Source organism: Comamonas sp. B21-038 (assembly GCF_022387135.1).
Lineage (GTDB): Bacteria > Pseudomonadota > Gammaproteobacteria > Burkholderiales > Burkholderiaceae_C > Comamonas > Comamonas sediminis.
Window position 1 is genome coordinate 544,859 of the sequence record NZ_CP092462.1, and the last position, 23,731, is coordinate 568,589.

22 protein-coding genes are annotated in these 23,731 nt (G+C 65.1%); 17 read left to right on the plus strand and 5 right to left on the minus strand.

Features of this window, described 5'->3' with window-relative positions:
• Positions 1-102 precede the first annotated feature (102 nt).
• Genes MJ205_RS02465 through MJ205_RS02505 form a run of 8 tightly spaced genes read left to right on the plus strand, consistent with a single transcriptional unit; the run spans position 103 to position 9,086 of the window.
• Positions 103-1,116: an LLM class flavin-dependent oxidoreductase gene (locus MJ205_RS02465; RefSeq protein WP_239811028.1), complete on the plus strand. Its 1,014-nt coding sequence runs from the start codon at positions 103-105 to the stop codon at positions 1,114-1,116.
• Positions 1,117-1,136: 20 nt separating this feature from the next.
• Entirely contained in the window at positions 1,137-2,480 is a 1,344-nt protein-coding gene (locus tag MJ205_RS02470) for an LLM class flavin-dependent oxidoreductase (protein ID WP_239811029.1), read from the plus strand.
• Entirely contained in the window at positions 2,480-3,691 is a 1,212-nt protein-coding gene (locus MJ205_RS02475; protein ID WP_239811030.1) for a M20 aminoacylase family protein, read from the plus strand. Before MJ205_RS02470 ends, MJ205_RS02475 begins: the two co-directional genes overlap by 1 nt.
• Before the next feature lie 14 nt (positions 3,692-3,705).
• Positions 3,706-4,263 carry a GNAT family N-acetyltransferase gene (locus tag MJ205_RS02480; protein WP_239811031.1) on the plus strand — a complete coding sequence of 186 codons (558 nt, stop codon included), beginning with the start codon at positions 3,706-3,708 and terminating at the stop codon, positions 4,261-4,263.
• A 23-nt stretch (positions 4,264-4,286) separates the two neighbouring features.
• Entirely contained in the window at positions 4,287-6,098 is a 1,812-nt protein-coding gene (locus MJ205_RS23720; protein ID WP_305852713.1) for an amino acid ABC transporter permease/ATP-binding protein, read from the plus strand.
• A 44-nt stretch (positions 6,099-6,142) separates the two neighbouring features.
• Positions 6,143-7,069, plus strand: coding sequence for an ABC transporter substrate-binding protein (locus MJ205_RS02495; RefSeq protein ID WP_239811032.1), 927 nt, complete (start codon positions 6,143-6,145; stop codon positions 7,067-7,069).
• A 14-nt stretch (positions 7,070-7,083) separates the two neighbouring features.
• Complete coding sequence (locus MJ205_RS02500) at positions 7,084-8,013, plus strand: ABC transporter substrate-binding protein (protein WP_239811033.1); 930 nt, start codon at positions 7,084-7,086, stop codon at positions 8,011-8,013.
• 35 nt (positions 8,014-8,048) lie between these two features.
• Entirely contained in the window at positions 8,049-9,086 is a 1,038-nt protein-coding gene (locus tag MJ205_RS02505) for an LLM class flavin-dependent oxidoreductase (protein WP_239811034.1), read from the plus strand.
• A 207-nt stretch (positions 9,087-9,293) separates the two neighbouring features.
• Here MJ205_RS02505 and MJ205_RS02510 read toward each other — a convergent pair whose 3' ends face one another.
• Positions 9,294-10,193 (minus strand): LysR family transcriptional regulator, encoded by a 900-nt coding sequence (locus MJ205_RS02510; protein ID WP_239811035.1) that lies wholly within the window; start codon positions 10,191-10,193, stop codon positions 9,294-9,296.
• A 159-nt stretch (positions 10,194-10,352) separates the two neighbouring features.
• On the opposite strand from MJ205_RS02510, the gene MJ205_RS02515 reads away from it, so the two are divergent.
• Positions 10,353-11,270: a Bug family tripartite tricarboxylate transporter substrate binding protein gene (locus MJ205_RS02515; RefSeq protein WP_239812641.1), complete on the plus strand. Its 918-nt coding sequence runs from the start codon at positions 10,353-10,355 to the stop codon at positions 11,268-11,270.
• Between the two features lie 78 nt (positions 11,271-11,348).
• Complete coding sequence (locus MJ205_RS02520; protein WP_239812642.1) at positions 11,349-12,152, plus strand: substrate-binding domain-containing protein; 804 nt, start codon at positions 11,349-11,351, stop codon at positions 12,150-12,152.
• Positions 12,153-12,256: 104 nt separating this feature from the next.
• On the opposite strand, the gene MJ205_RS02525 is transcribed toward MJ205_RS02520, so the two are convergent.
• From MJ205_RS02525 to MJ205_RS02540, 4 genes are all read right to left on the minus strand, one after another.
• A complete protein-coding gene (locus tag MJ205_RS02525) occupies positions 12,257-13,042 on the minus strand; it encodes a YoaK family protein (protein WP_239811036.1) in 786 nt (261 codons plus the stop codon).
• Between the two features lie 354 nt (positions 13,043-13,396).
• On the minus strand, positions 13,397-13,765 hold the full coding sequence (locus MJ205_RS02530; RefSeq protein ID WP_239811037.1) for a VOC family protein: 369 nt from the start codon (positions 13,763-13,765) through the stop codon (positions 13,397-13,399).
• Between the two features lie 181 nt (positions 13,766-13,946).
• Positions 13,947-14,579 (minus strand): LysE family translocator, encoded by a 633-nt coding sequence (locus MJ205_RS02535; protein ID WP_239811038.1) that lies wholly within the window; start codon positions 14,577-14,579, stop codon positions 13,947-13,949.
• Positions 14,580-14,672: 93 nt separating this feature from the next.
• On the minus strand, positions 14,673-15,545 hold the full coding sequence (locus MJ205_RS02540; RefSeq protein WP_239811039.1) for an AraC family transcriptional regulator: 873 nt from the start codon (positions 15,543-15,545) through the stop codon (positions 14,673-14,675).
• A 305-nt stretch (positions 15,546-15,850) separates the two neighbouring features.
• Here MJ205_RS02540 and MJ205_RS02545 point away from each other — a divergent pair, with 305 nt between their 5' ends.
• The 7 genes from MJ205_RS02545 to MJ205_RS02575 all read left to right on the plus strand — a co-directional run bounded on the left by MJ205_RS02545 (position 15,851) and on the right by MJ205_RS02575 (position 23,713).
• A complete protein-coding gene (locus tag MJ205_RS02545; protein WP_239811040.1) occupies positions 15,851-18,211 on the plus strand; it encodes a catecholate siderophore receptor Fiu in 2,361 nt (786 codons plus the stop codon).
• A 61-nt stretch (positions 18,212-18,272) separates the two neighbouring features.
• A complete protein-coding gene (locus MJ205_RS02550) occupies positions 18,273-18,953 on the plus strand; it encodes a Fe2+-dependent dioxygenase (protein WP_239811041.1) in 681 nt (226 codons plus the stop codon).
• Between the two features lie 146 nt (positions 18,954-19,099).
• Entirely contained in the window at positions 19,100-19,747 is a 648-nt protein-coding gene (locus tag MJ205_RS02555) for a PepSY-associated TM helix domain-containing protein (RefSeq protein WP_239811042.1), read from the plus strand.
• A 37-nt stretch (positions 19,748-19,784) separates the two neighbouring features.
• Positions 19,785-20,306, plus strand: coding sequence for a DUF2271 domain-containing protein (locus MJ205_RS02560; RefSeq protein WP_239811043.1), 522 nt, complete (start codon positions 19,785-19,787; stop codon positions 20,304-20,306).
• Between the two features lie 33 nt (positions 20,307-20,339).
• Positions 20,340-21,140, plus strand: coding sequence for a DUF4198 domain-containing protein (locus MJ205_RS02565; protein ID WP_239811044.1), 801 nt, complete (start codon positions 20,340-20,342; stop codon positions 21,138-21,140).
• Between the two features lie 57 nt (positions 21,141-21,197).
• A complete protein-coding gene (locus MJ205_RS02570; RefSeq protein WP_239811045.1) occupies positions 21,198-22,331 on the plus strand; it encodes an FAD:protein FMN transferase in 1,134 nt (377 codons plus the stop codon).
• Entirely contained in the window at positions 22,328-23,713 is a 1,386-nt protein-coding gene (locus tag MJ205_RS02575) for a sulfite reductase subunit alpha (protein ID WP_239811046.1), read from the plus strand. Before MJ205_RS02570 ends, MJ205_RS02575 begins: the two co-directional genes overlap by 4 nt.
• The last annotated feature ends 18 nt before the right edge of the window (positions 23,714-23,731 follow it).

The following is a 23,731-nucleotide window of genomic DNA, read 5'->3' on the forward strand; positions in this document are numbered from 1 at the left end:
ACGAATTACGCATGACGATCTGCAAATAAGTAGCAACCGCCCGAAATGGCGAGAGATATTATTTCTCGCATATTCACCGGTGCCAGCCCAGCGCTACTATTCATGACCTACCGCCTTTCGCTGCTCGACAAAAGCCCCATTCCGCCGGGCGTTTCAACCGCCCAGGCGCTTCGCTCCACCTTGGCCATGGCGCAGCGCGCCGAAGCGCTGGGCTACCACCGCTTCTGGGTGGCAGAGCACCATGGCAACCCCCAGGTCGCAGGTTCCGCCCCAGAGATCCTGGTTGCCTGGCTGCTGGCGCATACCAAGCGCATCCGCATCGGCTCAGGCGGCGTCATGTTGCAGCACTACAGCCCCTACAAGGTGGCCGAGGTGTTCAAGCTGCTATCGGCGCTGGCGCCGGGCCGGGTGGATCTGGGTATTGGCAAGGCGCCCGGTGGTCTGCCGCAGTCCACACGTGCCCTGCAAGCGCGTCACGACCCGTCACAGCCCATCAACTTCGCCAGCCTGCTCAGCGATCTGAACGGCTTTTTGCGAGACGACCTGCCCGCCGGGCACCCGCTGGCTGCTTCGCGCGCGTTGCCCAAACCCAGCACCTTGCCCCAATGCGTGCTGCTCGGGGCCTCTCCCGACAGCGCACAGCTGGCATCGCGCCTGGGCTGGGGCTTTTCCTATGCCGGGCATTTCAATGATGACCCTGCGTTGCTTGCCAGCACCACCGCTGCCTACCGCCCCCTCAGCGGCCAGGCGCCATCGATGGCCGTCTATGCCTTTGCCGCCGATGACCGGGCCAAGGCTGGAGCGCTGGTCGCGAATGTGCGCATCTTCAAGCTGCATTTGCCCACGGGCCAGAGCTTCAACCTGCCAAGCCGCGAAGCCGCCGCAGAGTTTGCGCAGCAAGCCGGAGTCAGCGACTACCGGCTGGAGGAGACCCACCCCCATGTCATTGCGGGCACCGCTGACGACGTGCATGCGGCGCTGACTGCCTTGCACCTGCAACACGGCATCGATGAATTCGTCATCGATACCCCGGTTCCCTTTTTCGAAGAGCGCCTGGCATCGATAGAGCTGATTGCCAACGCGCAACCCGCAACGGCCGAGCTGACGGCCGCCTGAACCCTGACCGAAAGTTCACCATGAGCAAATCCCCCATCCGTTTTGGTCTGATGCTGCATGGCGCAGGCGCACACATGAATGCCTGGCGCCACCCCAGCGTACCGGCCGATGCCAGCGTCAATCTGCAGCACTACATCCGTATCACCCAGAAGGCGGAGGACCATGGCATTGCCTTTGCCTTTGTGGCTGACGGCCTCTACATCAACGAAAAATCCCTTCCCCACTTTCTGAACCGGTTCGAGCCCATCTCCATACTCTCGGCGCTGGCGGCCGTCACCAGCAAGATCGGGCTCGCCGGCACCGTATCCACCTCCTACAGCGATCCCTTCACCATCGCCCGGCAGTTCGCCTCGCTCGATCTGATCAGTGGCGGCCGTGCAGGCTGGAACGTGGTGACCACGCCGCTTGAAGGCTCGGCCCTGAACTACAGCCGCAAGCACCCCGAGCACGCATTGCGCTACCAGATTGCCGATGAATACCTGCATGTCACGCAAGGCCTGTGGGACAGTTGGGACGACGATGCCTTTGTCCGCAACCGTGACAGCGGCCAGTTCTTTGACCGCAGCAAGCTGCACACGCTCGACCACGAAGGCCGGTTTTTCCAGGTGGCCGGGCCGCTCAACATCCAGCGTTCGCCCCAGGGCCAGCCCGTGATCTTTCAGGCCGGTTCCTCCGATGCCGGCATTGATCTTGCAGGCAAATACGCAGACGCTGTGTTCACCCATTCACCATCGCTGGATGAGACGCGCGAGTTCTCGCGCAAGGTCAAGGCCAGTGCGATCAGCCACGGCCGGTTGGCCAGCGATGTGAAGATATTTCCGGGCATCAACGTCGTGACCGGCGCCAGCGATGAAGAAGCCAACGCCAAATACGAGCGCGTGCGCAACCTGCTCGGCATTGATGAAGCGCTGGCCTACCTGGGCCGCTATTTCGACCACCATGATTTCACCCAGTACCCGCTGGATGCACCGTTCCCCGAGTTGGGTGATATCGGCCGCAACAGCTTCCGCTCCACCACCGACCGCATCAAGGCCGATGCCAAGGCGCAGGGGTTGACCCTGCGGCAAGTGGCCTTGCAGGCAGCCACGCCCAAATCCAACTTCGTGGGCTCGGGCCAGAAAATTGCCGAACAGATCATCGATTGGGTGGACGCGGGCGCCGCAGATGGCTTCATCCTGCAGTTCCCTGTCAGCACCGAAGGTCTTGACGATTTCATCGCGCATGTGCTGCCCGAACTGGAAGCCAGCGGCCGCTATGAACGCAACCTGACAGGCCGGACCTTGCGCGACCATCTCGGCCTGCCGCGCAAGGCCAGCCGGTACGAAGTGGCACACGACGCTGTTGAATCCCGGCGGGTCGCCTGATGAGCAGCGCCGCCATCACCGAACCCGCCGTCCAGCCGCACAGCGCATACCGCTTGCGGGTGGAAAACGGCATCGCCCGCCATGCGCAGAGCTTTATTGCGCTGCGCCGCGATATCCACCAACACCCCGAGCTTTCGTTCCAGGAGCACCGGACCTCAGCGCTGGTGGCCAAGGCGCTGGCCGAATGGGGCTATGAGGTGTTCACCGGCATCGCGGGGACGGGGGTGGTTGCTCGTCTGAAAAAGGGCGGGGGCGGTAAAACCCTCGGCCTGCGCGCCGACATGGATGCGCTGCCGATCCAGGAGGCCACCGGCCTGCCTTATGCCAGCCAGAATGCCGGCGTGATGCACGCCTGCGGTCACGACGGCCACACTGCCATCCTCCTGGCGGCTGCTCGCTTTCTGGCAGAGCAGGGCGCATTCGATGGCACGTTGCACCTGGTTTTTCAGCCCGCAGAAGAGTTGGGTGCAGGCGCCAAGAAGATGATCAGCGAAGGCCTGTTCGAGCGCTTTCCCTGCGACGCCATCTACGGGCTGCACAACTGGCCGGGCGTGCGCGCCGGACACCTGGGCTGCGTGGAGGGTCCGGCTATGGCGTCGATCGACTACGCCAAGGTCACGATCACCGGCCAGGGCGGCCATGGCGCCGAGCCGCACCAGGCCGTCGATCCGATCCTGGCAAGCGCACATGTGATCACCGCCTTGCAAAGCGTGGTCTCCCGCAACGTCGATCCGCTGGAGATGGGCGTGGTCACGGTGGGCTCCATCCACGGCGGCCATGCGGCCAATGTCATCCCCGATCAGGTGGAGTTGCAGCTGACGGCGCGCTCGTTCAAGCCCGAGGTGCGCAGCACGCTGAAAAACCGCTTGCAGGCCGTGGCGCAAGCCCAGGCGGAAAGCCTCGGGGCGCAGGCCCATGTGGATTTCAAGAATGGCTTTCCACCGGTCATCAACCATCCGCAGGAAACACGGTTTGCGCGCGATGTGGCCAAGGATGCGCTGGGGGAGGATTTTGTGGATTCGCACTTTCGCCCCCGCACTGCCAGCGAGGATTTTGCCTACCTGCTGCAGGCCAGGCCCGGCAGCTTCCTGTTTCTGGGCAATGGCGAAAGCGCGTCTCTGCACAACCCCCGGTATGACTTCAATGACGCCATTTTGGCGCCGGCCGCCGCTTACTGGGTGCACCTGGTAGAGCGCTTTCTCGCCCCATGATTTCAGGAGTTCTCATGCGCTCTGACCTCTTTGTCTACACCAGCCTGCAAGACCCGCGTGCCCTGCCTTTGATTGAAGAGCTGGGCCGGGAGTATGAAAGCCGCTATGGCGATTTCTACCTGCAGGAATCCGCCGTTCCGGAAATCCAGCGTTACCCGGCCGAGGTGTTCACACCGGCCCAGGGGGGCAATTTCCTGTTGCTGCTGCGCAAGGGGCGCGCGGTCGCAGGCGGCGCCTTCAAGCGATTGGATGCGGATACCGCAGAGTTCAAACGTATCTGGACGGACAGCAGCCTGCGCCGGCAGGGATTGGCGAGATCGGTTCTGGTCGAGCTCGAAGCGCAGGCCTTGCGCCAGGGCTACCAACGGGTCTATCTCACCACCGGCTTTCGTCAGCCGGAAGCGGTGGGACTGTACCTGGGACATGGCTACCGGCGTCTGTTCGACCCCACTGCAGATCTGCAGGCGTTGCGAAAACTGCCTTTTGAGAAGCAGCTGTCATTGGCGCCTCGCAACCATCCACCGCTGCCTTCCCCCCACCCACTGCAAGCGCCCATGCTCTCCGGTGTTTGAGCCCACTTGAAAAGAACTGCACCATGAACACCACCACCCTGGCTCCGCCCAACGTCGCCATCGAGCAAGCGCCCGCCGCGCCAGCACCGGCGCCTGCGTCACGCCGCCGCGACTATGCTTCGCTGCGCATTGTTCCGGCGCGTTACCCTGCACGCACCGTTGGCACCATCATTTCGCTGGTGCTGATGGGCGCCGTCCTTAACTCGGTACTCGGCAACCCCCGCTGGGGCTGGCCGGTGTTTGCAGAATGGTTTTTTGCCGAACCGGTGCTGGTGGGTCTGGGCCGCACCCTGGTGCTGACCGCGCTGGGGGCGGCGCTGGGCTTCACGCTGGGCACCGGTCTGGCACTGGCCCGCGTCTCGCGTTCGCCCCTGCTGCGCGCACTGGCCTGGACCTTTGTCTGGATCTTCCGCTCCATCCCGCTCATCGTGCTGCTGCTCATACTGAACAACCTGGGCTACCTGTACGAGACGGTATGGCTGGGCGTGCCTTTCACCAACATCACCTGGGCCGAGTGGAGTACCACCCAGCTGGTCACACCGTTTTTGGCTGCGGTGATCGGCCTGACCTTGAACCAGGCGGCCTATTCCTCCGAGATCATCCGTGGCGGCATCCTGTCGGTGGACCAGGGCCAGCATGAGGCCGCTGCCGCACTGGGGCTGCCGCGCCGCCACCAGGCCTTCCGCATTGTGCTGCCCCAGGCCATGCGCTCCATCCTGCCGTCTGCATTCAACGACATCATCGGCCTGGCCAAGGGCACCTCCAACGCCTACATCCTGGCCTTGCCCGAGCTGTTCTACACGATCCAGATCATCTACCGCCGCAACCTGGAAGTGATCCCCCTGCTGATGGTGGCAACCGTTTGGTACCTGATCATTCTCTCGGTGCTCTCCATCATTCAGGCGCAAGTCGAGCGCCACTATGCACGCGGCGCGCTGCGCCAGTTGCCGCCCACCTTGCTGGGCCGTGCCTGGGCCTGGCTGCGTCCTGCGCCAGTGCCCTCGGTGGACGCAGCCCCGGCCGCCGCAGACGAGCCCCCGGCGCGCGCCGCTGCATGGACCCACTCCCACTCCCGGGGTGGGCAGGTCGAGGTACAGGCGGTCTCCAAAAGCTACAACGGCGTTCGCGTGCTCAACCATGTGTCGCTGCACGTCCCTTCGGGTAGCGTGACAGTCATTCTGGGCCAGTCGGGTTCGGGCAAGTCCACCTTGTTGCGCTCCATCAACCATCTGGAGCGGGTGGACAGCGGGTTCATCGCCATCGATGGTGAGCTGGTGGGCTACCGCCAGGAGGGGGACACCTTGTATGAACTGAAGGAAAAGGACATCCTCTCCCGCCGCGCCGATGTGGGCATGGTGTTCCAGAACTTCAACCTCTTCCCGCACCTGAGCGTGCTCGACAACGTGGCGGAGGCGCCTGTCTCGGTACGGGGCCTGCCCCGGGCCGAAGCCCAGGCCCTGGCCCGGGAACTGCTGGCGCGTGTTGGCCTGGCGCACAAGGCAGACGCCTTCCCCCGCCAACTGTCCGGCGGTCAGCAGCAACGCGTGGCCATTGCCCGGGCGCTGGCCCTCAAACCCAAAGTGCTGTTGTTTGACGAGCCCACCTCGGCCCTGGATCCGGAGCTGGTCAACGAGGTGCTCGACGTGATCAAGGAGCTGGCCCGCACCGGCACCACCTTGCTCATCGTCACCCATGAAATCGGCTTTGCCCGTGAGGTGGCAGACCAGGTGGTCTTCATGGACCAGGGCCGCATCATCGAAAGCGGCCACCCCGACAAGGTGCTGCAGCAGCCCGATCAGCCGCGCCTGCGCGAGTTCCTTGCCAAGGTGCTGTAGACCGCACAACCCCTCCCTCCCACTGACATCGAAGAATCGAGAATATGCAACGTCGTCATCTGATCCACACTGCAGTCGCCGCGCTGTCCCTGCTCGCGCTGCCGTCCTGGGCGCAGTCCGCCGCCCCCGACCTCAGCCCCGAGCAGGCAGGCCGCCCTCGGTCCGGCAAGGTGGACGAAGCCATCCGCCTCCTCAACCCCCAGTTCAAGTTTGCCAAGGAGGGTGCGCTCGTGGTGGGCACCACCACGGGCCGCCTGCCGTTTGGCGCGTACGCCACGGACAACAAGACCCCGGTGGGCAACGCGCCCGATATTGCGCAACTGGTGGCCGACAGCCTGGGCCGCAGGCTGGAGCTGGTTTCGGTGGCCTGGGCCGACTGGCCTCTGGGCCTGCAATCGGGCAAGTTCGATGTCGTGATATCCAACGTCACGGTGACCGAGGAGCGCAAGGAGAAATTCGATTTCTCTACCTACCGCAATGACACGCTGGGCTTCTACGTCGCCAAGAACAGCAAGGTGCAGGCCATCAAGGAACCCAAGGACGTTGCCGGCCTCAAGGTGATCGTCGGCGCCAGCACCAACCAGGAGCAGGTGCTGCTGCGCTGGAACGAGCAGAACATCAAGGCAGGCCTCAAACCGGTGGAAGTGCAGTACTACGACGATGACGTGGTGCTGTATCTGGCGCTGGCTTCGGGCCGCGCGGATACGTATTTCGCACCCAATGGCATTGCGGCCTACAACGCCCGCGACGGCAAGACACGCCTGGTGGGCCTTTTCTCGGGCGGCTGGCCCCAATCCGCCGAAATCGCAGTGACCTCGCGCAAAGGATCGGGCATTGCCGATGCCATCACCGCTGCGCTCAATGCGCAGATCGGCAACGGCAACTACGCCAAGGCGCTGGAGCGCTGGAGCCTGCAGTCCGAGGCCATCCCGGCATCACGTACCAACCCGCCCGGCCTGCCCAAAAAATGAAGACTGCACACACCATGTCCACCCTCAAGAGCCTCCGCCGCCTGGCCCTGTTGGCCGTTCTGTCCCTCTGCGGCGCCGTACATGCGCAGACCGTGGTCGACCTGAGCCCGGAGCAAAAGGGGCGCCTGCGCGCGCCCCGGGACGAAGCGGCGATTGCCGCGATCTCCAAGGACTTCAAATTCGTCAAGCCCGGCGTACTGACCGTGGCCATCCATCCTGGCGCGCCACCGACAGGGACCTATGCCACCGATGCCAAAACCATCGTCGGCTTTGATCCCGACTTCATCCTGCTCATCGCCGATGCGCTGGGGCTGAAGCTCGACTTGCAGCCAATTGCCTGGGCGGACTGGCCGCTGGGTCTGACTTCGGGCAAATACGATGCGGTGATCTCCAACGTCGGCGTCACCGAGCAGCGCAAGGAGAAGTTCGACTTCTCCACCTACCGGCTGGGCCTGCACGGCTTTTATGTCAAGACGGGCAGCAAGATCACCTCGATCAAGGAGCCCAAGGACATTGCCGGCCTGCGTTTGATATCAGCCTCGGGCACCAACCAGGAGCGCATCGCGCTGGAATGGAACCGCCTGAACATTGCTGCAGGCCTGAAACCGGCCGAGCTGCAGTACTACGACGATGAAACGGCCCGCACGCTCGCGCTGGTGTCCGGCCGCGCCGATGTGAACTTCAACCCGAACGCGCCGCAGGCCTACCAGGCGGCCAGGGACGGGCAGATCCGGCTTGTGGGCACGGTCAACGCCGGCTGGCCCAACAAGTCGGATGTCGCCATCACCACCCGCAAGGGCAGTGGCCTGGCCGATGCGGTGACGCAAGCTGCCAACGGATTGATCAAGAGCGGCCAGTACGCGCAGGTGCTGGACCGCTGGAAACTCGCCGAAGAAGCGCTGCCTCGCTCGGAGACCAATCCGCCGGGACTGCCCAAGTTCTGATCGGCGCCCGCCACCTTTTTCCCATAGGCCTGTTCATGCGCATCCATATCTCCCGCATCGCTTTCCTCACGCCGGGCAACCATGCGGAGGACGCGCCCTGGTCCGGGCTTGAGCACACCTTGCAATTGTTGGAATACGGGGAGCAACTGGGCTTTGACGGGGGCTGGGTACGGCAGCGCCATCTGGAGCCTGCTGTGTCGTCTGCCTCCACATTGTTGGCCGCAGCCACCCAGCGCACTGAACGCATGGAGCTCGGTTGCGCCGTCATTCAGCTGGGATACGAAAACCTTTTCCGGCTGGCGGAAGACCTCTCCACCGTGGATGTGCTCTCGCAGGGCCGGCTGCAGGTCGGCGTGAGCGCCGGGGCGCCCAACCATGGAGACCTGCTGGGCGCGCACCTGTATGACGGTGATCCCGCACACATCGACTTCTCGCATGCGCGCGTCACGCGCCTGCGCAGCAAGCTGCAGGGGCAGCCTCTGGGGCCCGAAGGCGCCGTGGTGCAATCGCCGGCCGGCCAGCACATTCCCCGCATCTATCCCCACGCAGCAGGTCTGGCGCATCGGCTGTGGTATGGCGGCGGCTCGCTGCATTCGGCGGAATGGGCGGGTCGCAACGGCTTGCATCTGCTGATCGGCAACCTGAACCGGGGCGAGCACAGCGACCATTTCTTCGAGACGCAACTGGCCCAGTTGCAGCGCTTTCGCAACCACTGGACGGCGCCACACGCCCCGCGGGTCGCCCTGGGCCGGGTGATCGTGCCCACCGACAGCGCCGGCAGTGACAGCCGCAAGCGCTATGAGGCCTTTGCACAGAGCCGCCATGCACGCACGCTGGCCCCGCAGGGCGAGCGCCGGGTGCTGTTTGCCCGCGATCTGGTCGGAAGCAGTGCGCAGATTCTGGAGTCGCTCCTGGTGGACCCGGTTCTGCCCCTGGTGGACGAGCTGCGGCTGGAGCTGCCCTACAACCTGCCGCATGAGGACTACCTGCAGATCCTGAGTGATTTCACGGAGCGCATTGCGCCTGCGCTGGGCTGGCAAAACCACCATGCACAGCAGACGGTGGGTGGCTGAACGCAGCGATGCGCAAGCCGATGGTGGCGGTCGTCCGTGTGCGGCATCGCCGCTATGCGGTCCTCTCTCCGCCGGGCCGCCTGGTGGTCATCTTCCACGTCCACCCGCTGTCATCGAAACCGCCAGCAGCCCAGCGGCTTTGCCTGCGCCAGGGTTGGCATCGCCCGCAGCGCAGAGGCCAGCGCGCTGCGAGCCGCAGCGGCGGGCTCAGTGTTCCCCATAGCGATGCAGAAGGCGGCTGCGCAATGTCTCTGCGGAAGGGCTGAGGCTGCGGTCACGGCGTTGTAGCAGGCCAATGGTGCGCCACACCTCAGGGGAGACCAGCGGCACGCCGCGAATCTGTGCGGGTTGGGGGTGCAGCGCGAGCTGGGGCATGACCGCCAACCCCAGTCCGGCCTCGACCAAAGCCAAGGCGCCCGACAGATGGTTGCATTCATACCATGCGACAGGCTGGTCCGGCAATTGGGCAACGATCTGGTCCAGCAGCAAGCGGTTTTCGCTTTGCCGGGAGACGGAGACCAGCCGCTGGCCCGCCAGCTCCATCCATGCAACGCTCTCCCGCTTGGCCCAGCGGTGGTTTCTGGGCATCGCCAGCACATAGCGTTCGCTGGTCAGCGCCTCGAAATGCAGCGAGGGCTCCTGGCTGCCGGTAAAGCTCAGTCCAAAATCGGCCTCGCCTTGCACGACGGCGTCCAGCACCCGCTTGGCGCTCTCGTCCATCACATGCACCTGGACCTCCGGCAGGTCCGTGGCAAATGCTTTCAATACCGGGGCCAGCACTTGGGTGGCGACCGACGGGATGCACGCGATCACCACCCGTCCCCGGCGAAGCATGCGTTGGTCGTCCACCCGCTGAACGGCATCTTCGAGGCCAGAAAGCGCTCTGCGCGCCTCTTGCAGAAACTCCTGGCCGACCGGTGTGAGCTGAACATGGCGCGTGGTGCGTTCGAGCAGCCGCACGCCCAGGGCCGCCTCCAGGCGCTCCACCCGTCTGCTGAGCGCGGGGGGTGACAGAAACAGCGCCTCGGCCGCCATGCGAAAGCTGGCTTTCTCGGCCGTCATCACAAATGCCTCCAGCTCACCCATGTCGAATTTGATGCGCCCCATGCAATAGTTCCTCATTAAATTGCAATTTACAGAATAACACTGCCTGCCTAGGATCGCGGGTATCGACAAAGGCAGGCACGCGCGGCGTGCGCAGGAGACAACATGACAAAGAAACGATGGGCCGTGCTGGGCCTTGTCTCGGCTGGACTTGGCCTGTCCATGGCGGTCAGCCATGCGCAGGACTTTCCGCCAAAACGGCCCGTGACCATGGTCGTCGGCTTTGCCGCTGGAGGATCGGCCGATATTGCTGCACGTGTCATCGCCAAGAAATTGAGTGAGAACATCGGTCAGAACGTGGTCGTGGACAACAAGCCCGGCGCCGGGGGGAACCTGGCGCATGGGCAGGTGGCCCATGGTCCCGCCGATGGCTCCATGCTGCTGTTTGGCTCGATCGGTCCGCTGACCATATCGCCGCATTTGATGAAGCTGCGCTATGACCCGCTGAAGGATCTGGCACCCATCACGATGGGCGTCGTCTTTCCCAATGTGCTCGTGGTGCCGGCCGGCACCGGCATCAAGACGCTGGCGGACTATGTCGCGAAAGCCAAGCGCGAGCCTGGCAAGCTGGACTTCGCCTCCACCGGACCGGGATCGGCCTCCCACCTGGCCGGCGAGCTGCTCAACGATGTGGCCCATATCAACACCGTCCACATCCCGTACAAGGGCGGCGCGCCTGCTTTGCAGGACGTCTTGGGCGGCCGCGTCGCATCGTTCTATGCCGCGCCTCCCACCGCACTGCCGCATATCGAATCGGGCAAGCTGATCCCGCTGGCGACCACTGGCCTGACCCGCCCCGCCTACCTTCCCAATGTGCCGACGGTGGCCGAGAGCTTCCCGGGTTTCAACGCGACGAATTGGTATGCCTTTCTGGCACCGGCCAAAACGCCCCAGCCTCTGCTGGACCGGTGGAACCTGGAGCTGGTGAAGGCCCTCAACGCGCCTGAGGTGCATGACAACCTGCTCAAGCACGGCCAGACCACGGCACCGGGCAAGCGCGAGGAGCTGGGCAGGTTCATCGCCGACGAGTATGCCAAGTGGGGCCGCATCATCCAGGACCGCAAGATCACGATCGAGTAGCCCTGGCTGGGGAATCAACCATCACCCATAAGGAGACAAGCCTTGTCCATATCCCATCTTCTTCGCAGCGCCTGTGCCATGCGCTGGCAACGCCGTGCGCTGCTCGGCCTGGCGGCCAGCTGGCTGAGCCTGGGGCTGCTAGCTGGCGCAGTACAGCCTTCCACCGCCCATGCAGCCGATATTCGCGTCGTCACCTCCGGCGGGTTCTCGGCGGCCTATGACCAGTTGGTGCCGTTGTACGAGCAGGCCACCGGTCACCGAGTGATCACTGCGCGTGGCGCTTCGATGGGCAATGCACAGGACGCCATTCCCAGCCGCCTGGCGCGGGGTGAGCAGTTCGACATCGTGATTCTGGCGGACGCCGGCTTGGAACAGCTGATCGCCGAAGGCAAAGTCCAGCAGGGCTCGCGTGTGGATCTGGCGCGCTCGATGATTGGCATGAGTGTGCGCAAGGGCACGCCCAAACCCGACATCAGCTCGGTCGAGGCGCTCAGGCAGACCTTGCTGGATGCCAAAAGCATTGCCTACTCGGCCAGCGCCAGTGGAACCTATCTCGCCAGCGAGCTGTTTCCGCGTCTGGGTGTTGCCGAGCAGATCAAGGACAAGGCCAGCAGAATTCTGAGCGAACGCGTCGGCGCGGTCGTATTGCGGGGCGATGCGGAGATTGGCTTTCAGCAGGTGAGTGAACTGCTCCCGTTCAAGGAGCTGGAGTTTGTCGGGCCGCTGCCCGACGAGGTGCAGCAGCGCGTGTTTTTCTCGGCGGGGATCGCGGCGGCGGCGGCGGAGCCCGATGTGGCACGGCATTTCATCCGCTTTCTCGCTTCTGCTGCGGCGGCACCGCTGGTTCGCAGCACCGGGATGGAGCCTGCCGCCGCACGCTGAACCGGCGAGACGGCATCCTGCAGCCCCGCATGCCGACCCGGGGCCGCCCGCCACGGCCCAACACGCAGGGCCGGGCCATGCATGGTCCAGCTGCAAGCGCGGCGTCAGCGCCCCCCGCGTTTGCGGAAAAATCCGCGCAGCTCCTCGGAGTGCTGGGCATCGCGCAGAAACGGCGGCAGCGAGATGGCCAGCAGGCAGGCTGCCAGCGGTACGACGCAAAAAAATCCGATGAACTTGAAACCCAGCGCGCCTGCAATGCTGCCCAGCACAAACATGCCGATCAGGCCTGCCGCAATGCGCATGCGGCCCCGGTGGTGCGGTACGGGCTGCAGCGGCGCTGGGGTGCCCCGGCGGCGGCGCTGCCACCACAGCAGCTTGCCCAGCTCCATCCCCAGATCGGTGATGTTGCCGGTCATGTGGGTGGTGCGAATGCTGCCCCCCGACGTCTTGGAGCCGACCGCATTCTGCAGCCCCATCATGAAAGACAGCCACAGCACGGTCAGCGGCACCGCAAAAGGCGTCTGCCAGCTGAGCGTGGCGGCGCCCATCAGCCCGAACGGCAAAAGCATCAGCGCCTCGAGCATCAGCGGTAGCGCATACACGCTGTACAGGCGCCTCTCGCGTCCCCAGTTCACCAGGATGGCGCAGACCGCCGCCCCCACCATGAACGACAGGATGGCGCCCAACGCATTCAGCAGCATCTTCAGGTTGTCCAGCACCAGCCCATCGGCCAATTGCGAGGCAAAGCCGGTCATGTGCGAGGTGTACATCTGCAAAACCAGGTAGCCGCCCGCGTTGACCGCTCCCGCATTGAACGCCAGCACCCAGCCCAGCGCGACATTGGTGGACTGGGCGCGGTGGCGGTTGGTCAGGTGGCGAAGTCGTCGCATCAAAAATACTCCAGAGGCCGATACGGTAGACAGGGTGGCGCACCCGTGCGCATAAGTGCGCAGCCAGGGTACTGCGCGCGGCCGGTCTATGGGGGGCTGCATCGGGCCCAAGAGGTGGGGGAGGCCGTGGACCGGGTAGCCGTTGCCGGCCAGCGCCCAGGTGGCTGGCCCTCTCGCCCGGCAAGACCTGGCGCAGCCACCGCCTCGCGAGCTGCTGTTGATCCTTGGAGGCGCCACGGTGCTGCGTTAGGGCGCGTCTGTATCGAGGAGCGGGTCATCCAGGCTGAGGCCACGCCCTGGAGCGCTGCACTCCGCAACCCCGATGCCCGCAGCCTCAAGATGCCAGTGCGATGGCTAGGGCGCCGGATGGTGGCAAACCGCTTCGATGTTGTTGCCGTCCGGGTCCAGCACAAAGGCTGCGTAGTAATGGGGATGGTAATGGGGGCGCAGGCCCGGAGCGCCGTTGTCACGCCCACCCGCCGCCATCGCCGCTGCATAAAAGGCATCCACCTGCGCGCGCGTGGGGGCGCTGATGGCGATATGGAGGCGAGCGGGCTTGTCGGTGGACTCCGAGATCCACAACGAGGGCTTGCCATCGCGGCCCAAACCCAGGCTGCCAGGCCCTTCCATTGCGAGCGAGACCCCCAGCGGCTCCAGCGCCTGGAGAAAAAAACGCTTGCTTGCGGCGATGTTGGAGACGCCGATGCCCAGATGATCAAACATATGTGCTCCTGGTGATGTGCAGGGCAGCATTGCCTTGCCATTGCGCGAGCATACCCAATGCACGTTGAGCGCTGCTTTCAAATCCCCAATCCAGCCGTGTTTTGCAGAGGTGCAGACACGAAAAAAATACTGCGCGAAATTGCCAGGCACAGAGGACGGCAACCCCGTCGATTCGCAGGCCTCAACGCAGCCACATTGCTGCGATCAGCCCCAGGGCCAGTGCGATCAGCAGCCCACCCGAGATGCGCTCCAGCCACGGCAATGCCCGCGCAAAGCGCCGCAGCACGGCGGGGTTGCCGATGAGTGCGGCAATCAGCAGATCCCAGAGCAGCACGATGCTGAACATCCAGCTGCCGTACACCAGCTTCCAGCCCACGCTGGCATGCGGGCCCGTCAGCATGGCCGCCAGGCTGGCATAGAACAGCGCGTTCTTGGGGTTGAGAATGCCCGAGAGAAAACCCATGCCGGCGGCGCGGCGCCAACTGGTGCGGGCTGCGGCCGCCTGGCCCGGGCTGGCTGCAACGCCCAGCGCGCCTTTGCCCGCATGGCGGATAAACAGCAGGCCCAGGTAGAGCAGGTAACCGCAGCCGGCCAACTGCAGCGTGATGAACAGCCGGCTGCCCGGTTGGAGCACGGCGACACCGGCAAAGGCGGTGACGATAAAAACGCCATTGGCCAGCGCGATACCAAGGCAGGCCGCGCCAGCGCTGCGCCAACCGCTGGCCAGCGAGGTGCGGGCGATCAGAAAGAAATCAGGACCGGGGGACAGCAGCGCCAGAAAATGGGCGGCGGCGATCAGCAAAAACGGTTGCATGCAAAAGGACCAGGCGGGGAAGGGCCTTGCATGGTGGCGGCTGCCGCATGCCTTGTATTGAACGAAATTGCAGCGGATCGCCCGAGGCCGCGTTCAGACCACGGCAGGGTGTTTTGCAGAGGACCCCTTGCGAAAGCAGCCTGGCGTGACGCCGGTATGCGCCTTGAACACCCGCTGAAAATGCGCCTGGTCGGCAAAGCCCAACTGCAGCGCCACTGCGGCTATGCCGTCTTGCCCACGCAGCAGCTGCTTGGCCAGGTTGATACGCTGGTTCAGCTGCCAGGCATGGGGCGCCAGGCCCGTCAGCTTGCGAAAGGCGCGGATGGTCTGGTAGCGACTCATGCCCGCCAGGTCGGCCAGCTGGGTCAGTGGCACGTTGGCGCAGGGGCGGGCGCGCAGGCAGTCCAGCGCCGGTCGGATGCGCTGCGCCAACTGCGATGGCAGATCGGGGGCGTGGATGTGCAGGCCTTGCTGGGTGTCGAGGTCGCCGATGAACTCGACCAGGCTGGCTTCCTTGTCGGCCGCGTCGGCTTGGGAGAACAGCTGGGCATTGAGCTGGCAGAAGCCCCGGTAGCGGGCAGGGTCCTCGACGATGCGCACCGGCTCGTTGGCCATCGCAGCCGGGTCCGCATATTCCGCACGCAGCGCTTGCAGCCAGCCGGCATCCAGGTGCAGCATCTGGTAGCTCCAGGCGCTATCGGGCGCCGGGTTGCAGGCATGCACGCGCTCGGCCGGCACAAAGACCAGGGCGCCGGGTGACAGCCGGACCAGGCCGGCCTCTGCGCCGGTGAAGACGCTGTGGCCGCCATCGACCGCGCCGATGGAAAAGCTCGAGTGGTGGTGCGGCTTGTAGCAGGCCCGGCTCTGGCTGGCGCGGCGGCTTTCGACGAAGGGCAGGGCCGGGTCGCACCAGAACGCCTGGGCCGGCTGGCTGGTGGACGTCGTGATGGGCGTTGGGGCAGGCATGCGATGGCTTTGACAGGGTTGGGGCTGAGCCCGCCGGCGATTCTCGCATGGCAGCGACCGGCCCATCACCCACCCGCCCGGCCCCGTGCGATGGAACGGCTGGCGTCGCCCGCAGCGATGCCGGGTCAGCCGCCTGTTGCCACTTCGCGACAGAAGCCCGGGTTTGGCGAAAGCTAAGTGAAATTAATAACGAGAATCGTTATCATTGCGAGTTAGCGCTTGCTCATGCTCTGCGGTTTGGACGGTTTTTTGCCCTCCAAGTCGATGAATCTGCAAGCGTTTTCTTTACTCTGCTTTCCTCGTTTATGACACAACAAACCTATATCAAAAGTCGCAAACATGGTGCTGCCGCTCCCGCCCCCAAGGCCGGCCTGGTGGCAGCGACTGCCATCGCGGTACTGGGCATGCCGGCTTTGGCGCAGAACGCACCCGCACCGACGGTCACGCTGAAAGAAGTGACGGTGGAGGCACCGCGCGAAACCGGCTATGAGCCCAGCCAGCTGTCCTCGCCCAAGTTCACCCAGCCCCTGGTCAACACCACGCAGACGATCTCCGTGGTCAAGGAGCAGGTGATGAAGGAGCAGGGCGCCACCACCTTGACCGAAGCACTGCGCAATGTGCCCGGTGTGGGCACTTTCTACGCGGGCGAGAACGGCAACACCAGCACGGGCGACGCCATCTACATGCGCGGCTTTGACACGTCCAGCAGCATCTATGTGGACGGTGTGCGCGATGTGGGCGCGCTGTCGCGCGATGTGTTCAACACCGACCAGGTGGAAGTGACCAAGGGCCCCGCCGGCACCGATTACGGCCGCAGCGCGCCCACCGGCGCAATCAACATGGTTACCAAGCAGCCCAACATGACCGACAGCTTTGGCGGCTCGCTGGGCTTTGGCAGTGGCAGCTACAAGCGCACGACCATCGACCTGAACCGCAGCCTGAGCCACGACAACGGCACCGCATTCCGCCTCAATGCCATGGTGCAGGATGCCGGTGTGGCCGGCCGCGACCAGGTCAAGAACGACCGCTGGGGCCTGGCGCCGTCGTTTGCCTTTGGTCTGAACACCGACACGCGCGTGTTCCTGAACCTGCTGCATGTCAAGCAAAGCAATGTGCCCGATGGCGGTGTGCTGACCCTGGGCCTGCCCGGCTACAGTGCGCCCGACCGCAGCAACTACCCCGGCTACCGCAGCTTTCTGAACAGCGCATCGCGCGTGGATTCGAGCAATTTCTATGGCACGGCCTCGGACCACGACGATGTGACCGCCGACATGGCCACCTTGCGCCTGGAGCACGACATTGCGCCCGGCACCACGGTGCGCAACACCACACGCTGGGGACAGACCAAGCAGAACTACCTGCTGTCGGCCTTCATGGCTACCGGCTATTCGCAGAACGCCACCACCGGCGCCTGGACGCCAGGCTCCTTGCTGACGCCCAATCCGGCCGACCCTTCCACCTGGACGATGTCGCGCAACATCAATACCAAGGACCAGGTCAACCGCATCCTGACCAACCAGACCAATTTGACCACCGCCTTTGCGACCGGCTCCATCAAGCACAGTCTGAGCACTGGCCTGGAACTGACGCGCGAAGAGCAGACCAACTACGGCCTGGCGACGACGGGCGTGGTGCCCACGGTCAGCATCTACCACCCGGACTCCAGCGTGTCGCTGCCGAGCTATGCCCGCAACGGTGCAGACAGCAAGGGCACGACCGATACCGTCGCGCTGTATGCCTTTGACACCTTGCAGTTCAATGACCAGTGGCAGGCCAACATGGGCCTGCGCTGGGACCACTACAAGACCAAGTACAACGCGATGGCCGTCTGTACGGCGACATCCACCACCCAGCCTTGCGGCACCAACCCGGCTGGCACCGTGGTGCCCACGACCTCGGATGGCTTGCAGGCCTCGGGCAATCTGGTGAGCTGGAAGGCCGGTCTGCTGTACAAGCCGGCACCCAACGGCAGCGTCTACGTGAACTATGCGCTGTCGCAGCAACCACCGGGCGGCAGCAACTTTGCGCTGTCTGCGGCAGCCAACAATGCTGGCAACCCCAACATGGCACCGCAAAAGGCCAAGACGGCCGAAGTGGGCACCAAGTGGGAGCTGATGGACAAGCGGATGCTGCTGACGGGTGCGCTGTTTCGTACCGAAATCACCAACGAAATCGTGACCGACTCGGACGGCACCATCAGCCAGACCGGCAAGAAGACGGTGCAAGGCCTGGAGCTGGGCGCCACCGGCCAGATCACCCCCGCCTGGGGGGTGACTGCGGGCTACACCATCCAGAACACCAAGGTGGACACGGGCGCCAACGTGGCGCAGGACGGCTCCAGCGGGCTGACGTACACGCCCAAGAACGCGCTGTCGCTGTGGAGCAGCTACCAGTTCTCCTCGGGCCTGGCGGTGGGCGGCGGCGCGCGCTACGCCAGCGGCCTCAAGCGCGGCACCGATGGCGCCGTGGGCACGCCCAACTTCACCGAGTCCTACTGGGTGTTTGACGCACTGGCCAGCTACCGCATCAACAAGAACGTGGATATCCAGCTGAATGTCTACAACCTGTTCAACAAGCGCTATGTGGCGGCCATCAACAAGAGCGGCTACCGCTACTTCCCCGGCATTCCACGCTCGGCGCGCGTGACGGCGAACTTTAGTTTCTAATCCTTGGTTGGAAGCCAGCCCCGCGTCTGCCGGGGCTTTTTTTCATGGAGGAGATCAAGCGATGATGCTGCACATTCCCAATGTACTCACGCGCGACGAGGTCGCCGCCATGCGCGCGGCCATCGATGCGGCCGACTGGATAGACGGCCGTGCCACCGTTGGCAGCCAGGGCGCACAGGTCAAGCGCAACCGCCAACTGCCCGAGACCTCACCCGTGGCGCTGGAGCAGGGCCGCATCATCCAGCGTGCGCTGGCGGCCAATACGCTGTTTTTCCAGGCCGCACTGCCGGCCCGCACGATGGCGCCGCTGTTCAACCGCTATGCCGAATCAGAAACCTATGGCCTGCATGTGGACGGCGCTGCGCGGCGCGAGGCGGGCGTGGCCCAGTGGCTGCGCACCGATGTGTCGTCGACCTTGTTCCTGTCCGACCCCGAGGACTATGACGGTGGCGAGCTGGTGGTGGTCGATACCTATGGCATGCACGAGGTGAAACTGCCTGCGGGCGACCTGATCCTCTACCCCTCGTCCAGCCTGCACCGGGTCGAGCCGGTGACCCGGGGCGAGCGGGTCAGCTCCTTCTTCTGGACCCAGAGCCTGGTGCGGGACGATGCCCGGCGCGCGATGCTGTTTGAGCTGGACCAGAGCATTCAGCGGCTGCGCAGCCAGCTGGGCGAAACGGAAGACACCGTCTCCCTCACCGGCCATTACCACAACCTGTTGCGCATGTGGGCGGAGACCTGAGGCCTGCGATCCAAGCTCTGCCCATGTCTCCGCTGGTAAATTATTTGAAAATGAGAGTCATTAGCATTTATTTTCCTTAAAATCGCTGCTTTCCACCTGCCCGGTCCCGCCTCCCGTTCCGGAGCCCTCCACCTGCTTGCCTCCGCATGAAAGCCAACGCGTCTTCCTCTTCGCAGCGGGCCTACTGGCTCAAAACCTTGCATGAATGGCACTGGGTCAGCTCCGCCATCTGCCTGGTGGGCATGCTGCTGTTTGCGGTGACGGGCTTCACGCTCAACCATGCCGGCCAGATTGAGGCCAAGCCCGCCGTGGTGCTGCGCGAAGCAACCTTGCCCGCGCCGCTGCTGCAAGGCCTGCAGCAGGCAGCCGCAAGCCACAAGGAGGCCGCAGACGCAGCCCAGGCGCTGCCGGACGATGTGCAGCGCTGGCTGCGCACGGAGCTGGGTGCCGACACGCGCCAGCGTGCGGTGGAATGGAATGACGACGAGGTCTATGTGGCGATGCCCCGGCCCGGCGGCGATGCCTGGGTGCGCGTTGCGCTGAGCGACGGGCAGGCCGAGCATGAATCGACCGACCGGGGCTGGATCTCCTACTTCAACGATTTGCACAAGGGCCGCCATGCGGGCCTGGCCTGGACCTGGTTCATCGATATCTTTGCCGGCGCCTGCCTGGTGTTCTGCATCACCGGTCTGTTCATTCTGCAGATGCACGCCGGCCGCCGCCCGATGACCTGGCCCATGGTGGGCCTGGGCCTGCTGGTCCCTGCGCTGCTCGCGCTGCTGCTGGTGCACTGAGCGCGCGGCCACCGTCTTTTTATTCCGAGGAGAACACATGACTAGCACTGTTTCGCGTTTCACCGTGGCCTTGACGGCGGTGGCCGGGCTGCCGGCCGTCGCCGGTGGGCTGAATGTCGGCGTTGAGCTGCCACGTCTGGAGGTGGCCGAATACCACCGCCCCTATGTCGCCGTCTGGCTGGAGCGCGCCGACGGCAGCGTGGCCGCCAATCTGTCGGTCTGGTATGAGCTGAAAAAGCGCGATGCCGAAGGCGCGAAATGGCTCAAGGACATGCGCCAGTGGTGGCGCCGCAGTGGCCGCGAGTTGAGTGTGCCCATCGATGGCGTGACCCAGCCCACCAAGCCGGCAGGCACGCATGCACTGTCGTTCTCCGAAGGCAGCAACCCGCTGCCCAAGTTGGAGCCGGGCCAGTACAAGCTGCAGATCGAGGCCGCACGCGAAGTCGGTGGCCGCGAGCTGGTGAGCATTCCGTTTGAATGGCCCGCCAAGCAGGCCACCAGCCTGTCTGCCCAGGGCAAGACGGAGCTGGGCGAGATCAAGCTCGAACTCAAGCCCTGATCCCACACACCCCTATTTTTGAGGAGAGTCACCATGTTTTCTGCCACCCGTATTGCCGCCGCGCTGGCGCTGAGCTTTGCCGCCATTGGCGCCCAGGCCCACAGCGTCTGGATGAAGCCTTCGAGCACCGTGCTGTCCAAGGCGGACTGGGTCACGGTCGATGCCGCCGTGTCCAATGACATGTTTTTCTTCAACCACCGCCCGCTGGGCCTGGACAAGCTGGTGATCACGGCGCCCGATGGCAGCACGGTGGAGCCCAAGAATGCCCACAAGGGCGAGCTGCGCAGCGTCTTTGACCTCAAGCCCGAGCAAGCCGGCACCTACCAGCTGGCCATCGTCAACAGCGGCGTCATGGGCTCCTACAAGGATGCCGCCGGCCAGATGAAGCGCCTGCGCGGCAGCGCCGAAGAGATCGCCAAGCAGATCCCCGCCGATGCCAAGGAAGTGCGCGTGGCAGAAAGCATCAGCCGCATCGAGACTTTTGTGACCATGGGCAAGCCCAGCCCGCTGCGCTTGAGCGGCAAGGGTCTGGAGCTGGTGCCCGTTACCCACCCCAATGACCTGGTGGCGGGCGAAGAAGCCACCTTTGCCTTCCACGTCGATGGCAAGCCTGCTGCCGACGTTGAAGTGGTGCTGGTGCCCGACGGCAAGCGCTACCGCGATGCCGTCAACGAGATCAAGCTCAAGACCGATGCCCAGGGCCAGGTCAAGGTCAAGTTCCCCACCGCTGGCATGTACTGGCTGGATGCCGACGTCAAGGACGAGAAGACCTCGAACCCCATCGCCAAGGAACGCCGCCTGGCCTATGTCGCCACCCTGGAAGTGCTGCCTTGATGCACCGCAGGCTGTGACGGCAGAACGCACCCACGCCAGACTGATCGCGGAGCCGCTGTGAGCACGGCGCCGCGCATCCACTATGGCGCCGGCATCTGGCAAATCCCCCAGACCCAGGCGCGGAGAGAAAGCCAGCCGGCCCCGGCAGGCCCTGCGCTGGCCGGCGGCTCCTTTGCATCCCCCGCCTGGAAGGCGCCAGCGATGCACGCTGCGCAGGACGGCAGCCTGCACAGCCTGCAGGGCGTGACGATGGGCACCACCTGGTCACTGCGCCTGGCCAACCCGGACTACGCCCCGCTGGCGCCTGTACAGGCACTGGTGCAGCAAACGCTGGATGCCGTCATCGCGCAGATGAGCAACTGGGAGGCGGACTCCTGCGTCTCGCGCTTCAACGCCGCCGATGCAGGCAGCTGGCACGTGCTGCCACCCGAGCTGGCACAGGTGCTGGATGCGGCCCTCCACTGGGCCCGCGCCTGCGATGGCGCCTATGACCCGACGGTGGGCGCGCTGGTGTCGCTCTGGGGCTTTGGCCCGCGTGCAAACCCGCAGGCGCCCCACAGCGGCCAGCCACCTGCGCAGGCCGATATCGACCGTGCGCTGCAGGTCTGCGGCCACCAGCGCCTGCAGTGGCAGCCGCAGCGGCGGCGTTTGCTGCAGCCCGGTGGCCTGCAGCTGGATCTGAGCGGCATCGCCAAGGGCTATGCGGTGGACTGGGTCGCCGAGCGCCTGCGCGCGGCCGGCTGGCCGCATGCGCTGTTGGAGATTGGCGGAGAGATCCGGGCCTGGGGCCAGAAACCCGGCGGCCAGCCTTGGCGGGTAGCGGTGGCAGGTGTTGCCGGCGATGAGCCGCTCGTGGTGTCGCTGGGCGATGGCGCGCTGGCCAGCTCGGGCGACCACTGGCATGTGTTCATGCACGGTGGCAAGCGTTTTTCACACAGCCTGGACCCGCGCAGCGGCCAGCCCGTGGCCCACGCGCTGACCAGCGTCACCGTCTACCACCGCGAATGCATGCATGCCGATGCGCTGGCCACCGTACTCACGGTGCTGGGGCCCGAGGACGGTTGGCGGTTTGCGCTGCAGCACCAGGTAGCGGCGGTGTTCCACACCCATCCCGATGCCGGGCAGCCGCAAGGCCTGCGCCGCAGCACGCCGGCCTGGGAACAGCGTTTTGCAGGCAGCATGAAGCCATGATTGATTGGATAGCAAGCCCTGCGCGGTTGGCAGGCGCAGCAGGCCTGGTGGCGGGGTATGCGCTGTTGTGTGCCGGCATTGCAGGGCGTTTGTGGCGCCAGCGCCGGGCTGAGCGCCAGGAGCAGCTCGCGCTGCAAGCGGGCAGCCAGCAGGGCGCGCCGGTGCTGGTGGCCTATGCCAGCCAGACCGGCAGGGCCGAGGCCCTGGCGCATGAGACCGCGCGGGTGCTGCATGCGGGCGGCTGCGCGGTGCAGCTGCGGCCGGTGCAGGCGCTGCGGCTGGCCGACTTGCAGGCCTGCACGCAGAGCCTGTGGCTGCTGTCGACCACCGGAGAGGGCGATGCGCCCGACGATGCGCTGCCATTTGTGCGCCAGGTGCTGGAGCAGGCGCAGCCGCTGCCCGGGCACAGTGCCCAGGTGCTGGCGCTGGGCGACAGCGAATACGCGGCCTTCTGCGCCTTTGGTCTGCGCGTGCAGCAGTGGCTGCAACAGCAGGGCGCCAAGGCCGATGTGCTGTGCATGGACAACGGCGATGAGGCCAGCCTGATGGCCTGGCAGGGCCAGACGGCCGAGTTGCTGCAGACACTGACCGGCCAGGCCGGCGAGGGCTGGCGCCAGCCGCAAGCCGCCCAGCCCTGGGTGCTGCGCCGCCGCCAGTTGCTCAACCCCGGCAGCCAGGGCGGCCCGGTATACCTGCTCGACTGGCAGCCGCAGTCCGGCGCCTTGCCGCGCTGGGAATCAGGCGACCTGGTATCGCTGGCGGTGCCCGCCGATCCGCAGCGCAGCCGGGATTACTCGATTGCGTCGGTGCCCGAGGACGGCCAGCTGCAATTGCTGGTGCGCCAAAGCACGCGTGCCGATGGCACACCGGGCCTGGCATCGGGCTGGTTGTGCGAGGGCATGGCTGTGGGCGATGTGCTGCCGATGCGGCTGCGTGCGCACAGCGGTTTTAGATTGGGTGACAACGCCGAGCGCCCTTTGCTGCTGATCGGCAATGGCACCGGCTTGGCGGGCCTGTGCAGCCATATCCGCGCCCGCGTGGCCAAAGGCCGTTCGGACCAATGGCTGGTATTTGGCGAGCGCCATCCTGACCAGGATGCGCTGCTGGATGCGCAACTGCAGCAATGGCTGGCCGCTGGTCAGCTGGAGCGTCTGGACCGTGCCTGGTCCCGCGATGCGACCGACCCTTGCTATGTGCAGCAGCTGCTGGAGCGCCAGGCGCAGCGGCTGCAGGGCTGGGTCGCGCGCGGCGCTGCGATCTATGTCTGCGGCAGCCAGCAGGGCATGGCGCAAGGCGTCGATGCGGTGCTGCGCCAGGTGCTGGGCGCCCCCGCGGTGGATGCGTTGGCGCTGGCCGGGCGCTACCGCCGGGATGTGTACTGAGGCCTGGCCGGCCCAGAA